This window comes from Phreatobacter sp., assembly GCF_051860605.1.
In the GTDB taxonomy this organism is placed as follows: Bacteria; Pseudomonadota; Alphaproteobacteria; order Rhizobiales; family Phreatobacteraceae; genus Phreatobacter.
The window spans coordinates 311750-326053 of record NZ_JBHYDR010000002.1 but is presented as its reverse complement, the minus strand read 5'-3'; the positions used below and the strand labels follow the sequence as shown (position 1 = coordinate 326053).

Below are 14304 nucleotides of genomic sequence, written 5' to 3'. Positions count from 1 at the left end.
CATGGCGCGCGTCTATGTCTCCAGTGTTGTCAATGCCCCGGCCGCAAGGGTCTGGGCGCGTGTACGCGACTTCAACGGCCTGCCGAACTGGGTCCCGCCGGTGGCCGAGAGCCGGATCGAGAACGGCGAGGCGGCCGACAAGGTGGGCTGCGTCCGGGCCTTCTCGCTGCGCAACGGCGACAAGCTGCGCGAGAAGCTGCTCGGCCTGTCCGACTTCGATATGTTCTGCACCTATTCGATCCTCGACAGCCCGATGCCGCTGACCAATTACGTGGCGACGCTGCGGCTGACCCCGGTCACCGACCAGGACCGCACCTTCCTGGAATGGTCGGCCGAGTTCGACTGCGCGCCTGACAAGGAACAGGACCTGGTCTCCGGGATCGGCACCAACGTGTTCCAGGCGGGTTTCGACTCGCTCAAGCGCGCCTTCGGAGGGTGATGTGCCGAGGGTCGTCCGCAGCACCATCATCGATGCGCCGGTGGATCGCCTCTGGGCGGTGCTGCGCGACTTCAACGGCCATGACCAGTACCACCCGATCGTGGCGACCAGCGCCATCGAGCGAGGCCACCCCTCCGACCGGATCGGCTGCGTGCGGCGCTTCACGCTGGAGGACGGCAGCGAGTTGCGCGAGCAGTTGCTGGCTCTGTCGGACCTGGAAATGACCTACAGCTATTGCCTGCTCGACACGCCCATCCCGCTGTTCAACTACGTCGCCCATATCCGGCTGCTGCCGGTCACGGACGGCAATCGCAGCTTCTGGCACTGGGAGAGCCGCTTCACGACGCCGCCGGGCCGCGAGGCGGAACTCGCCGAGAAGGTCGGCAATGACGTCTATTCGGCCGGCATGGAGGCCGTGCGCCGCCTGCCCGAGCTCGAAGCCGGAGGTCTTTGATCCATGCCGATCGAGCTGCGCACCGCATCCACGCTGTCGGAAGCTGCCGGACTTCTGGCCGGCGACCGCAATGCCCGGCTCCTGTCCGGCGGCACCCTCATCATGCGTGACATCAACGAGGGGCGGCTGACCGACGGCCTGCTCGTCCGGATCACCGAACCGGCCTACCGGCAGATCAACGCGTCCGGCGGCAGGATCGAGATCGGCGCCGGGGTCACGATGGCGGAGATCCTGAAGCGTCGCGAGCTTGCCGCCCTGCATGCCCCTGCCATGGCGGTCGGAGGGCCGGCGGTGCGCAACATGGCAAGCGTCGGCGGCAATCTGTTCGCGGAAACGCCTTATGGGGACTTCACGGTCGCGCTGCTGGCGCTCGATACGCAGCTCATGGTGATGCAGGGCTTCGGGGCGGCGCGGGCCGTGCCGCTGGAAGAATTCCTGGGCGCGCGCGCGCGGGGGGGACAGGGCCTGGTGACGGCGGTGATGGTGACGCCGCCGCACAATGCCGCCGATCTCCGGTTCAGGAAGGTCAGCCGTGTCCGGCCGAAGGGCATGGCCGTGCTGTCGGTCGCCGCCCATCTGCCGCTGTCGGGCGGGCGCGTGGCCGGGGCCCGCATCGCCCTTGGCGCCATGGCCTCGACCCCGGTGCGGGCCAAGGCCGTCGAGCGGGCGCTGGAAGGCCGGCCCCTCGACCAGGCCACCATTGCCGCCGCGCGGGCGGTGGCCGCGGAGGGAACGCGGCCCGCCACCGATGCCATCGCCAGCGAGTGGTATCGCCGGGAGGTGCTGCCGGTGCATCTGGCCCGGCTCCTTTCGGGCCAGGGCTGAGGAGGCGCGCGTGGCAAAACTTCCGGTGCAATTCCGCCTCAACGGGTCCGAGCGGGCGACCTTTGTCGGCCCCACCGACAATCTCCTGACCGTACTGCGCCGCGGCCTCAACGATTTCGGTCCGAAATACGGCTGCGGTCAGGGCACATGCGGCACCTGTTCGGTGCTGGTCGACGGCGAGATCCAGCTCTCCTGCCTGACGCTGGCGGCAACCTGCGAAGGCAAGCATGTGGAGACCGTGTCCGGCATGGCCGACGGCCCGGTGCTGCATCCGCTGCAGAAGGCCTTCATGGACCATTTCGCCGCCCAGTGCGGCTTCTGCACGCCGGGCATGCTGACGGCGGCACGGGCCCTGCTGGCCGCCAATCCGAACCCGACGCGGGAGGAGGTGATCGACGGCATCGCCGGCAATATCTGCCGCTGCACGGGCTATGAATCGATCATCGAGGCCATCCTTGCCGCCGCCCGCAGCGGGCGCGGCGAACGCGCATCCTGACGGAGGCCGCCATGCTGGAATTCCGCAAGGACCTGTTTGCCGCCGAGCGCGACGACAATCTCAACATCGTCGGCAAGGGAACGCAGCGCCAGGACATGCCGGGCCACGTCACCGGCCGCTCGCCGTTCTTCGACGACCATGCCTTCGAGGGACTGCTGCACCTGAAGGTGGTGCGCAGCCCCCATCACCATGCGCGCATCCGCCATATCGATGTGGCGGCAGCCGAACGGGCTCCGGGCGTCAAGCGGGTGCTGCGCGGCGCCGACGTGCCGGTGAACAAGAACACGCTGCTCAGCCTGATCAATTTCGGCAAGGACGACGAGCCGACGCTGGCCGTCGGCAGGGTCGCCTACAAGGGCGAGCCGGTGGTGGCGATCATCGCCGAGACGGAGCAGCAGGCGCTTGCCGCGCGCGCGCTCGTGCGCGTGGACTACGAGGTCCTGCCGCATGTCTTCGACGTCGAGGAGGCGCTGAAGCCGGGCGCGCCGGTGGTCAACGAAACCTACCCGAACAATTACTTCGAGTATCACGAGCGATACGACCATTCGAAGCTGCGCTTCGGCGACGTGGACCGGGCCTTTGCGAGCGCCGACCTGATCGTCGAGGACCGCTACCAGATGTCGCCGATCGAGCACGCGCCGACCGAGACGAACGGCTCGATCGCCGCCCCCGAGCAGGACGATCGCTACGTCGTGCATTCCTGCGCGCAAGGGCTGTTCTTCTCGCTCGGCACGGCCGCCAAGATCCTCAACCTGGAATCGAACCGCCTGCATTTCATCGGCGGCACGGTGGGTGGCGGCTTCGGCGGCAAGGTGGACTCCCTCACCGAGCCGCTGTCGATCCTCGGCGCCATGATGACCGGACGGCCGGTGCGCTACGTGCTCGACCGGGAAGAGGAGATGCTCTACGGCTCGCCGCGCGGTGCCGAGCGCATCTATATCAAGGACGGCATCATGCGCGACGGGCGCATCGTCGCCCGCCGCATCCGCAGCTATTTCGATGCCGGCGCCTATACACGCCTGTCCAGCTATGCCGCGATCAAGTGCACCGCGCATCTGCCGGGACCCTATACGATCCCGAATGTCAGCGCCGACATCTATGTCGCCTACACCAACCGCTGCCCCTCGACCGCCATGCGCGGCTTCGGGATCACGGCGGTCGATTTCGCACTCGAGGTCCACATGGACAAGGGCGCGGAAGCCTGCGGCATGGACCCGATGGAATTCCGCATCCTCAACGCCTATCGCGACGGCGACATGAAGGCGCATCGTCGCGTCGCGAAGAACACGGCGCTGATCGAATGCGTGCAGGTTGCCGCGGAAAAGGCCGGCTGGCCGCTCTCCGACGAGGCCCGGCGGCAGTCCTCGCTGACCGGCGGGGGTGGCGCCCGCGCTGCCATCCCGGCAACCCCGCTCGACGACAATGGCCGGATCGGCCGGCCCGAGACCCGGGTTGGGCAGTCGACCGAGACCCTGCCGGCCGGCACGACGCGCATCCCCCTGACCGTCCAGCCGGTGATGGAGGGCTCCGCCGAGGCAAGGCCCCTGCCCGCTGCCGTGCCGCAATACGAGCCCTACCGGCCGACGCCGCAAGGCGCCCAGCCGGTCTATCAGCCACCGGCAGCGGCAGCGCCCCCGGCACCGCCGCCGCCGGCCGCCTCTCCGGCGCCTGCGCCACAGACGCAGCACGGAGCCGTCCGCTTTTCCTCCGTCTTCGGCACAAGGAGGCGCTGACATGGCCCGGCACCGGGGACGCGGCATGGCGTCCGTCAATTATCCGATCGGCATGAATCTCGGGGGCGATCCGAGCCAGGCGCTGATCCACTCCAATCCCGATGGCAAGTTCACCGTCGCGCTGTCGGCCATCGATCTCGGCCAGGGCATGAAGCAGGTGACGCGGCAGGTGGCGGCCGAGACGCTCGGCGTGCCGATGGAAGACGTCTATGTCGATACGGCCGACAGCGACACCGGCCCGCATGACATGGGCAGCTTTGCCTCGCGCGGCACGCACCGCATGGGCAATGCCGTCATTGCCGCCGCCCGCGAGGCCCGCGGCGTGCTCCTGGAGGCGGCCGCCGAGGAGCTGGAGGTCAATGCCAGCGACCTCGTCACCGACGGACGTGGCAATATTCACGTGCGGGGCGCGCCGTCCCGCTCGATCACGGTCAAGGCGACCGCCCAGGCCGCGCAGTTCAAGCAGGGCAAGACCATTGCCGGACGCGGCATCTTCCTCATCCCGCTGTCGTCGGTGGATGCGCAGACCGGCGAGATGAACCCCAACACCGCCTTTGCCCATGCCTGTCTGGTGGCCGATGTCGAGGTCGACGACGAGACCGGCGAGGTGACGGTGCTGAAGATGGCGTCGGCCTACGAGCTCGGCCGGGCGATCAATCCGAAGATGGTCGAGCAGCAGCTGGTCGGCGGCGCCTGGATGGGCATCAGCCACGCGCTCTACGAGACGCCGGAGCCCTATTACCCCGACCCGAGCCACGGGCCGCGCGACTTCAACGAATATCTGATGCCGGGGCCCGGCGATATCGCGCCCTATTCCATCACCGTCCTGGAGCGACCCGCGCCGGACGGCCCGTTCGGCGGCAAGGGACCCGGCGAAATGTGCGCCAATCCCGTGCTGCCCGCCATCGCCAACGCCGTCTACAACGCCGTCGGGGTGCGCGTGAACGAGTTGCCGATCACGCCGGAAAAGGTGCTGCGCGGCATCAGGGCGAATGGCGGTGCAAGGCCGCAGGCCCGCCGCGGCGGCGGGGGCTGACGCGATGGCGCTGCAGCCTCCCATTGCCGGCCTGTCGAGCCCCGAGGCGCTGGCGGACGCGCTGAGGGCAGCGCTGTATCTGGCCGACGACGGCATCGCCACCGCCGGGTTCCTGGCACTGGCGCTCGGCAAGCCGTTGCTGCTGGAAGGTGCACCGGGCGTGGGCAAGACCGAGGCCGCCAAGGCGCTGGCGGGCATTCTCGGCCGGCAGCTCATCCGCCTCCAGTGTTTCGAGGGCATCGACGCCTCCGCGGCCCTCTACGAGTGGAACTATCCGCGCCAGATGCTCGCCATCCGCCAGGTGCGCGAGGGCGAGACCATCGACATCTACCGCGACGATTTCCTCATTGAGCGGCCGATGCTGGCAGCGCTCAGGAGGCCGGAATCGACCGTGCTGCTGATCGACGAGATCGATCGCTCCGATCACGAGTTCGAAGCCTTCCTGCTGGAATTCCTGTCCGATTTCTCGATCTCGATTCCCGAGCGGGGCACGCTGAGCGCCGCCGACCGCCCGGTCGTCGTGCTCACCTCCAACCGGACGCGCGACCTGCACGAGGCGCTGCGGCGCCGCTGCGTCTATCACTACATCGCCTATCCCGATCCGGCGCGGGAGGCGGCCATCATCATGCTGCGCTCCTCCGCCGTGGCCGAGAGCACCGCACGGGCGATCGTGCACGCGGTCGGCCTGCTGCGGCAGGAGCCGCTGACCAAGCCGCCGGGCGTCGCCGAGGCCGTGGACTGGGCGGAAGCCGCGACCGCCCTCCACCGCACCGGCGCGCCCTGGCCCGAAGCCTTCCGCCGCTCGATCGGCACGGCCCTGAAGGACGAGGAGGACCTCGCCCTCATGCGCCCGCGCATGGACGCCTTCATCCGGGCGGTGGCGGCATGACCGCGCCGCTCGCCCTGTCGCCGCTGCCGGCGGCCGCCAGACCACTGGTTGGGTTCGCCTCCCTCCTGCGTGCAAACGGCTTTGCCGTGGCGCCGGAGCAGGTCGTCGCCTTTCTCGCCGGCGTGGATCTTCTGGGGCCGCGTTCCATCGAGGATGTGCGCAAGGCTGCGGTGGCGACGATCGCCCCGCCGCGCGAGCGACGGGACACGTTCGATGCGCTGTTCGACGCGCATTTCCTCGGCGCCGCTGGCGAGCCGGAGGACGCCGACGACTGGCAGGCCGACGACGACATGAAGGTGGAGGAAGAGGGTGTCGGCCAGGACATCCTGATCGGCGAGGAGGTTCACGAGACCGGTCGGGAGGCGACCAGCGCCGAGGCCCTCGCCGTGCGCCAGCTGCGGCCACCCGACGACGGCGACACGCTTCGCCGGTTCACGCGCGCGCTGCCCGAGGCGCTGCCGCGGCGGCGCGGCTACCGGCACCGGCGCGCCCGGCGCGGGCCCGGCATCGACCTTGCCGCGAGCCTCAAGGCCGCGATCCGCAACGACGGCGAGGTCATGGCGCTGAAGCGCTGGCGGCGCAGCACGCGGGTGCGGCCGATCCTGCTGCTGATCGACGTGTCGGGCTCGATGAAGCAGCGCAGCGATGCCAATCTTGCGCTCGCCCATGCCCTGGTCCATGCCGCCCCCCGGGTGGAGGTCTTCACCTTCGGAACGCGGCTGACGCGGCTGACCACCGCGCTCAAGCGCAGGAACCGGAGCCGGGCGCTGGCAATTGCCGCCGATCTGGTGGCCGACTGGGACGGCGGCACGCGCATCGGCGATGCGTTGCAGGCCTTCCTCGCGGTGCCGCGCTTTGCCGGCTATGCCCGCGGCGCCGTGGTGCTGATCCTCTCCGACGGGCTGGAGCGCGGCGACCCCGGCGCCATGATCCGCTCCGTGCAGCGTCTGGCCGCGCGTGCCCACAGGATCGACTGGCTGTCGCCGCTTGCCGCCGACAGCGGCTACCGGCCGGAAACCGAGGGGCTCGCCGCGATCCGGCCCTTCATCACCTCGCTGGCGAATGGCGCGACGACCGCCGCCGTCTGTCGCCACGTCCTGTCTCTCGGCCGGGAGCGCGCCGCATGATCGACGCCCATTTCCACATCTGGCGGCAGGCCGACCTGCCGTGGCTGGTCGGGCCGATGCAGCCGCGCATCTTCGGGCCCTACGAGCCGATCCGGCGTGACTATCCGGTCAGCGAATATCTCGCCGATGCCACGGCCTCGGGCATGACGGGCGCGGTCTATGTCCAGGCCAACTGGCCGGTGGACCGCTTCGTCGAGGAGGCAGCCTTCGTGGCGGAGGCTTCCGAGGACAGCGGCTTTCCCATCGCCATCGTCGCCTATGCCGACATGCTGGCCGAGGATGCCCGTCCGCAGTTCGATGCGCTCGCCCGCAACGGCCGCGTCCGCGGCGTGCGCATGCAGCTGCACTGGCACGAGAACCCGCTCTACCGCTTTGCCAGCGGTCCCGACCTGGCCCTCAATCCGACGCTCCAGCGCAATGTCGGGCGGCTCGTCGACTATGGCTGGAGCTTCGACCTGCAGGTCTTCGCCGGCCAGATGGCAGGGGCCGCCGCGCTTGCCGAGGCCTGTCCGGGCGTGACCTTCGTGCTTCAGCATGCGGGCATGCTGGAAGACCTCTCGCCGGCCGGCATCGCGGCCTGGCGGGCCGGCATGGCAGAGCTCGCCTCCCGGCCCAACGTGGTCAGCAAGCTGTCCGGGCTCGGCACGTTCCTGCGCCGCAACGATGCGGACCATGTGGCCATGATCGCGCGCGAGACGCTGGCGCTGTTCGGCGCGGAGCGCTGCCTGTTCGGCTCGAACTTCCCGATCGAGAAGCTCTGGACCAGCTATGCGGAGCTCTTCGCCGTCCATCACGGCGCGATCCCTCCACAGGATCGCGATGCCGTCTTTTCTTCAACCGCCAAGCGGGTCTACCGGCTGGCCTGACACAATCGGAGGGAACGATGCCACTTGAGATCAAGGTTCTCGACTATGGCGATATCGAACTGGAATCGAGCTTCCTCGTGCTCGGCCGGGGCTGCGGCCAGGTCCGCCGCACCTACACCTACGGGTTCCTGATCCTCGGCGGCCCCTGGCCGGTGGTGGTCGATACCGGCTACCGCCACAACCAGATCATGGAAAGCCTGGGGATGCGCGGGCTCCAGTTCCACGAGAACATGATCGAGAACCAGCTGATGAAATACGGCGTGCGCATGGGCGACGTCCGCTATGTCGCCCATACCCACCTGCACATCGACCATGCCGGCAAGGACGACCTGTTCCCGATGAACACGACGGTCATCATCAACCGCCGGGAGCTTGAACATTCGGTCTCCGGCCTGATGCACCCGCAATACCCCCTGCCGGACATCAAACACCTGATCGACCGGCTGCACACCAAGAGCGCGCTCAGGCTCGAGGACCTCGAGCTCTCGGGAATGGTCGAACTGTTTCCCGGCTGCTACCTGGAGGCGGCCGGCGCCCATACCGAAGGCTCGATGAACGTCCATGTCGACACCGCCGAAGGCCGGGCGACCATCTGCGGCGACGTGATCTACGACTTCAACGACCAGGTCATCAATCCGTATCACGAGGTCCATTCCGACGAACCCCGCGTCACCGGCAATCACAGCGTCAGCAAGCGGCACGAGAAGGCGGCGATCAAGAAGCTGCTGAACAGCTCCCGCTTTCTCCTGCCGATCCACGACAAGCCCGCCAAGATCGAGGCGGGACAGGTCGTCGCACGGCTCGACATGGCGGTGCCCGGACCGGTCACGCAGACCCTGCCGTCACGGCCCTGGTTCCCCGCCTGACCTTCCCTCACCCCTGAACCCTTGTGGAGCCGACCGAGCGAGACCGACCCATGACAACTCACGTTGCCGTCACGCCGGCCTTCGGCGAGCTCATCGATCTCTGGGCGCCCGTGCGCCAGCTTGGCACGGGCTTCCAGTTCACCGAGGGGCCGATCTGGCACCCGAAGGACGGGTATCTGCTGTTTTCGGACATGCCCGGCGACGTTCGCCGACGCTGGGACGGCGGCGGCATCCGCGAGGTGATGCGGCCGGCCAACAAGTGCAACGGCATGACGTATGACGGCGATCTCAACCTGATCGTCTGCGAGCATGCGACCTCCACCCTGGTCCGCGAACGGCCGGACGGACGGCGGGAGGTGCTGGCCTCGCATTTCGAGGGCCGCGAACTCAACAGCCCGAACGATGTGGTGGTGAAGTCCGATGGCGCCATCTACTTCTCCGACCCCTGGTATGGCCGCATGCCGGTCTATGGAGTCGAGCGGCCGCGCCAGCTCGGCTTCCAGGGGGTCTATCGAATCGCGCCGGGAGGCGGGCCGCCGCAGCTGCTCGTCGACCGCTACCTGTTCGAGCAGCCGAACGGACTGTGCTTCTCGCCCGACGAGAAGAAGCTCTACATCAACGATACGGTGCAGCAGCTGATCCGCGTGTTCGAGGTGCTGCCCAGCGGCATGCTCGGCATGAGCCATGTCTTCGCCACCGGCATCGCCTCACCCACCGAGCCGGGCGTGCCGGACGGCATGAAATGCGATGCGATGGGCAATGTCTGGGTCTGCGGGCCCGGCGGTGTCTGGGTCTATGCGCCCTCGGGCGACCTGATCGGCAAGGTGCGGGTGCCCGAACTGGTCGGCAACCTGACCTGGGGCGGGCCGCAGTTCCGCACGCTGTTCCTGACCGCGACCCATTCGGTCTATGCCGTCGAGACCAAGGTCGGCCCGCGATCGGAACCCTATATGGTGGCGGGCGGCGGATCGCGCCCCGGTCCGGCAGCCAGGACCGACGGCGCGGCTGCCGCGACGATTGCCCGAAACGGCGCGCAGAAATGCGCACCCGGCTATGCCCTCGATGCGAGCCGCTGTGCCCTGATCGTCCAGGACATGCAGAACGACGTGGTGATGGAGGGCGGCGCTTTCGCGTCCTCCGGCTCGCCGGCCCATTGCCGCGAGCAGAACGCCATCCAGAATGGCGCACGCCTCGCCGCCGCTGCAAGGGCCAGGGGCGTGCCGGTCATCCATGTCTGGTTCGTCGTCGAGCCCGGCTGTCCGGGCGTCACCATGAACGCCCCGCTGTTCGAGGGGCTGGCCGACGCCAAGGCCATGGTGCGGGGCACCTGGGGGGTTGCACCCGTTCCGGGCCTCGAAGCCGTGGCGGGCGACCATGTGGTGGAAAAGCAGCGCATGAGCGCCTGGGAAGGCTCCCGGCTGGAGACCGTGCTCAAGGCGCTCGACCGGGACATCGTCATCGTGACGGGCGCCTGGACCAACATGTCGATCGAGCACACGGCCCGCACCGGCGCCGACAAGGGCTATTACATGATGGTCCCGGAAGACTGCTGTTCGACCATGAATGCCGAGTGGCACACGGCATCGGTCAATTATGCGCTGCAGAACGTCGCGGTGGTGACCGATTCCGGGGCGATCATCTCGGCCTGGGGCGGGTAGGGGCCGGCCGCACCGCGCCGGGCGATCCGAGCAGCGTCCCCTGGCCTGAACCGGTGCGAAACCGACCCGCGCGCTCAGGGGCAAACCGGGGCGCGCAGGCCGGACACTCAGCCCATCTGCAGTCGACGGGGTCGCGTATCGTCCGCGACAGCCTGCAGAATCGTGGCCAGCACGCCGACGACGATCAGAGATATCCAGCCGGTCGCGTAGCTGCCGGTCATCTGGTAACTCAGGCCGCCTAGCCAGGCGCCGAGGAAGGCGCCGATCTGGTGGCTCAGGAACATGACGCCGAAGAGCGCGCCAAAATTGGCGGGGCCGAACAGCCCGTTGATGAGCCCGCTGACTGGCGGGACGACGCTCAGCCAAAGGAAGCCCATGGCGGCTGCGAAGATCAGTGTGGATTCGACGCTGACAGGGAGCAGGAAGAACACTCCGATGGACAGCGTCCGCGCCAGATAGATGAGGGCCAGCACATTGCTGTTTCCCCAGCGCTGGGAGAGGTACCCGGCCAGGACGGTGCCGACAGCGTTGCAGATCCCGATGAGTGCGATCGCCTGTGCACCAACCGATGGTGGCAGACCGCACATGCCAATGAAGTTCGGCAAGTGGGTCGCGATGAAGATCAACTGGAAACCGCAGGCAAAGAAGGCCACGGTGGTGATCACGAAGGCCCTGTTGCCAAGCGCCGCCGCGACTGCCTCCACCGCCTTGACCGGTGGCGCCGAGGCAGAAGCCGTCATGGTCGAGCCATCCCCCCGGAACAGAAGCGCGACACCGGCCATCAGGGCTGCCAGCAGCGCAAGGGCGACCAGTGCCGCACTCCATGACCAGCCAACGATCATGGTCTGGGCAGCCGGAGCGATGACGAAGGTGCCGAGCGATCCGGTCGCGGCGAGAATCGATATCGCTGTCGCGCGGACCGAGGGCAGGGCGATCCGCGAGACGATGCCGACAAGCACGCCGTGGGAGGTTCCGGCCACGGCCAGTCCGATCAGCAGTCCGCCACCGAGATACAGTCCGGCCTGTCCGTCGATCGTCATCAGGTACAGGCCGGCGCAATAGAACATCGCTGCGACGATCACCACCAGACGCCCTCCAAAGCGGTCGCAAAGCGCACCCATGAAGGGCTGTCCGATCCCCCAGGCGAGGTTCTGGAGGGCCATGGCAAGGCCGAACGTCGCGACGGTTGCGCCGGTTGCCCGGACCATCGGCTCCATGAACAGGCCGAGGCTCTGTCGCAGCCCCATGGACAGGGACAGAATGGTGGCGGCCGCGACAAGCGCAACCATCAGGGACCGGGACCACGCGCCGGGTCGATTTGCGAGCACAGCTGCCTCCTCGTCAGGACGCGCCCACGATAGAGGCTGCCCAAGGCAGTGATACTCACTAGTCGGTATACGCGCGGCGCGCCGCCGCAGCGTCCAGAGCGGCACTGCTGCTGCCCCCTGCCCCGCGTTCCGTCATGGCATTGCCGACAATCTGCGCAGCCGCATCGCCAGCCGACCGCGCATAGGCCGCATCGCGATGGACGAGTGCAAGGGCAATCGCTCCTTCCAACAGGATCATCACCTGTCGCGCCACCGCGGCCGGGTCTTCAACACCGCTGAGCCGGAACTCCTCCTCGAGCCACGTCTCGAAGCGCTGCTTGTGCCGCGCGGCCATCGCGACGGCCGGATGACCGGGCTGGCTGGCCAGTTCGACCGCGGCCCGGGTGAAGCCGCAACCAAGCCACTTCGGCTTGCGAGCATGGGCCGCCAGCCTGGAAAACATCGCGCTGACGCGCTCGGGCAGCGGGCGGTCGCTGCCGCCAAGCCATTGGCGATAGCGCTGCATGGTCGGCAGATCCCGCGCGGCAAGATAGGCCGCGATCAGTTCGTCCTTGCTGTCAAAATGGTAGTAGAGCGTCCGCTTCGTCACCCCTGCCCGCTCGGCAATCTCGTCCATGCTCACGCTTCGCAGGCCACGCTCATAGAACAGTGCATCGGCGGCCTCGACGATGATGGACCGCGTGGGGCTTCCCGCCAAAGCTTGGGTGCCGATGCCCGGCTTGTTCGTCTGCCTCATGTGACCGCACCTTCTCCGACGGAAGCCGACCCTGGCCCGCCGAAACGACAAGCCTGCGCTGCGACCCGTTCACCCCGCCTGTCTCGCCCGCGCCTCGCGCACCATGCGCACAAGGGTCTTGTGCAGCAGGTCGCCGCTGGTGACGCGCTCGGGAAAGAGCACGCGCGCCGTCCGGTCGCCGGCGGTCAGGTCGAAGCCTTCCGGGTCCGTGCCGCTGAGCCGCCAGGGGCCGGGCTCCTCGCCGGCGAGGGCGGTCGCATAGAGCGAAACGGCATCCGCGTGATCCTCGTTCATGTGGGCGATGGCACTGGCCTCTGCGGCCATAAGGTCGCCGGCATCGCCGACGTCCAGCAGCAGGTCGGCGGCGGCAAGATCGGCGGCGCGGGCGAAGCCGCCGTTCAGGTGCCCGGCCGCCACGCTCATCCGCCAGAAGCTGAAGTCCGGGAAATCGACATAGAGCTGCGATTTCGGATGGCGCGCGAGGAAGCGGCCCCTGAGCCGCGCGCGAAGGGCCTCGTCCTCCACCTTCGCGAATGTGCCGAGGACGGTGAGACGCGGATGGGCGAGCGGGTCGCCCTTGCCGGTGCGGGCGAGCAGCACCGAGCCGCGCGGATCGGCCTTCAGGTTGGCGGTATGGCTGGAGAGGTTCGAGATCAGGATGACCGGCGAGCCATCGCTGTCGGTCGCCACCGTCGTCAGGGTGGAGACCGGATGGCCGGTGTTGCGATCCAGCGTGCCCAGGGCGCCGGCGCGGGTGGTCCGCAACAGGTCGCGCGCCCATTCGACGGGGCGGAAATCAGCGGGCTGCGGTGCGTTCTCAGGGACATTGCCCGGCATGGCGCCGGGAAGGGCAGTCTGTGGGGATGCGGTCATGGCATGTCTCCGGGCGCGGACCATGGACCGGCGGACGTCCGGACAGCAAGGCCGCAGCGTAAACGCATGGTGACAACATGCCCTTGACGCCCCTTTTTCGTGTCGCGGAAACCGGACGTTCAGGGTTTCGTGTCACCCAAGGGCATGTCGTTGTCGATCCGTCCGGTCCTCCTTCACTCCGCGATCGTTGCAGTCCTCTGCGTCGTCGCCTCCCTCATGATCGCCCACGTGGCCCTGCCGCTTCTCGGCAGGGAGTTTGACGGGGTCGCCCTGGTCATGTGCGTCGCCTGCCCGCTGCTGATCGCCTTCCCGGTCAGTGTCTACCAGTTCGGCCAGCGCCAGCGGCTGAAACAAGCGAAGCAGGCCATGGAGCGCATCCATATCGAGCTCGACCATGCCCACAAGGCGCTGGCCCAGGCTCATGGCCTGCTGGCCGAGCGGGCCCGGCGCGACGGCATGACCGGCGTGCTCAACCGCGAGGGTTTCTTCCAGTCGATCCGGGACACGCGCATGCCTGCAACCGGCGGCACGCTGCTGGTCATCGACGTCGATCACTTCAAGTCGATCAACGACAGTTTCGGCCACCAGACCGGCGACGAGGCGCTGAAGATGATCGCCGCGGCCGTTGCTGGCTGCATCCGCAACGGCGACCTGATCGGGCGGATCGGCGGCGAGGAATTCGCGGTGTTCCTGACGGGCGCGGACGAAGGCGAGGCGACGATCATCGCCGAACGCATCCGTGCCGCCGTCGCCCGCCTGTCGCTTGCGGCGGAAGGTGGCGAGAGGCGCGGCCTGACCGTCAGCATCGGCGGTGCGGCCGGCCAGCACGGCAGCCCGCTGGCGGAACTGATGCGGCAGGCGGACCGGCGGCTCTACGAGGCCAAACGGCACGGCCGCAACCGGGTGGTGATGGGTCGGTTCTGGCCGGAAGCCGCCTGAGGCAGCACCAGCCGGCCGTCGGGACTTGACGTGCGGGCG

The 14304-nt window shown here is 68.3% G+C and carries 15 protein-coding genes; 12 read left to right on the top strand and 3 right to left on the bottom strand.

Annotated elements, in window-relative coordinates; translation table 11 throughout:
- Position 1: 1 nt before the first annotated feature.
- Genes ACTIFS_RS04395 through ACTIFS_RS04345 form a run of 11 tightly spaced genes read left to right on the top strand, consistent with a single transcriptional unit; the run spans position 2 to position 10389 of the window.
- Positions 2-439 carry an SRPBCC family protein gene (locus ACTIFS_RS04395; protein WP_439572822.1) on the top strand — a complete coding sequence of 146 codons (438 nt, stop codon included), beginning with the start codon at positions 2-4 and terminating at the stop codon, positions 437-439.
- Between the two features lies 1 nt (position 440).
- Positions 441-893, top strand: a complete 453-nt coding sequence (locus ACTIFS_RS04390; protein ID WP_439572821.1) for an SRPBCC family protein — start codon at positions 441-443, stop codon at positions 891-893.
- Positions 894-896: 3 nt separating this feature from the next.
- Positions 897-1718, top strand: a complete 822-nt coding sequence (locus ACTIFS_RS04385) for an FAD binding domain-containing protein (protein ID WP_439572820.1) — start codon at positions 897-899, stop codon at positions 1716-1718.
- A 10-nt stretch (positions 1719-1728) separates the two neighbouring features.
- The gene (locus ACTIFS_RS04380; protein WP_439572819.1) at positions 1729-2214 is read left to right on the top strand and encodes a (2Fe-2S)-binding protein; all 486 of its coding nucleotides are present in this window, start codon (positions 1729-1731) and stop codon (positions 2212-2214) included.
- Positions 2215-2225: 11 nt separating this feature from the next.
- Positions 2226-3947, top strand: coding sequence for a xanthine dehydrogenase family protein molybdopterin-binding subunit (locus tag ACTIFS_RS04375; protein ID WP_439572818.1), 1722 nt, complete (start codon positions 2226-2228; stop codon positions 3945-3947).
- 1 nt (position 3948) lies between these two features.
- Positions 3949-4983, top strand: coding sequence for a xanthine dehydrogenase family protein molybdopterin-binding subunit (locus tag ACTIFS_RS04370; RefSeq protein ID WP_439572817.1), 1035 nt, complete (start codon positions 3949-3951; stop codon positions 4981-4983).
- Positions 4984-4987: 4 nt separating this feature from the next.
- Positions 4988-5872, top strand: a complete 885-nt coding sequence (locus ACTIFS_RS04365; RefSeq protein ID WP_439572816.1) for an AAA family ATPase — start codon at positions 4988-4990, stop codon at positions 5870-5872.
- Positions 5869-6999, top strand: a complete 1131-nt coding sequence (locus ACTIFS_RS04360; protein WP_439572815.1) for a vWA domain-containing protein — start codon at positions 5869-5871, stop codon at positions 6997-6999. Before ACTIFS_RS04365 ends, ACTIFS_RS04360 begins: the two co-directional genes overlap by 4 nt.
- The gene (locus ACTIFS_RS04355) at positions 6996-7865 is read left to right on the top strand and encodes an amidohydrolase family protein (protein ID WP_439572814.1); all 870 of its coding nucleotides are present in this window, start codon (positions 6996-6998) and stop codon (positions 7863-7865) included. The genes ACTIFS_RS04360 and ACTIFS_RS04355 overlap by 4 nt, the downstream gene beginning before the upstream one ends.
- Before the next feature lie 17 nt (positions 7866-7882).
- The gene (locus ACTIFS_RS04350; RefSeq protein WP_439572813.1) at positions 7883-8731 is read left to right on the top strand and encodes an MBL fold metallo-hydrolase; all 849 of its coding nucleotides are present in this window, start codon (positions 7883-7885) and stop codon (positions 8729-8731) included.
- Between the two features lie 50 nt (positions 8732-8781).
- Positions 8782-10389, top strand: coding sequence for an isochorismatase family protein (locus tag ACTIFS_RS04345; RefSeq protein WP_439572812.1), 1608 nt, complete (start codon positions 8782-8784; stop codon positions 10387-10389).
- A gap of 107 nt (positions 10390-10496) precedes the next feature.
- On the opposite strand, the gene ACTIFS_RS04340 is transcribed toward ACTIFS_RS04345, so the two are convergent.
- The 3 genes from ACTIFS_RS04340 to ACTIFS_RS04330 all read right to left on the bottom strand — a co-directional run bounded on the left by ACTIFS_RS04340 (position 10497) and on the right by ACTIFS_RS04330 (position 13326).
- Positions 10497-11636: an MFS transporter gene (locus tag ACTIFS_RS04340; RefSeq protein ID WP_439573044.1), complete on the bottom strand. Its 1140-nt coding sequence runs from the start codon at positions 11634-11636 to the stop codon at positions 10497-10499.
- A 139-nt stretch (positions 11637-11775) separates the two neighbouring features.
- Positions 11776-12453 carry a TetR/AcrR family transcriptional regulator gene (locus ACTIFS_RS04335; protein ID WP_439572811.1) on the bottom strand — a complete coding sequence of 226 codons (678 nt, stop codon included), beginning with the start codon at positions 12451-12453 and terminating at the stop codon, positions 11776-11778.
- Positions 12454-12522: 69 nt separating this feature from the next.
- Positions 12523-13326 (bottom strand): HugZ family protein, encoded by an 804-nt coding sequence (locus ACTIFS_RS04330; protein WP_439572810.1) that lies wholly within the window; start codon positions 13324-13326, stop codon positions 12523-12525.
- Between the two features lie 228 nt (positions 13327-13554).
- On the opposite strand from ACTIFS_RS04330, the gene ACTIFS_RS04325 reads away from it, so the two are divergent.
- Positions 13555-14265, top strand: a complete 711-nt coding sequence (locus ACTIFS_RS04325) for a GGDEF domain-containing protein (RefSeq protein WP_439572809.1) — start codon at positions 13555-13557, stop codon at positions 14263-14265.
- Positions 14266-14304 lie beyond the last annotated feature (39 nt).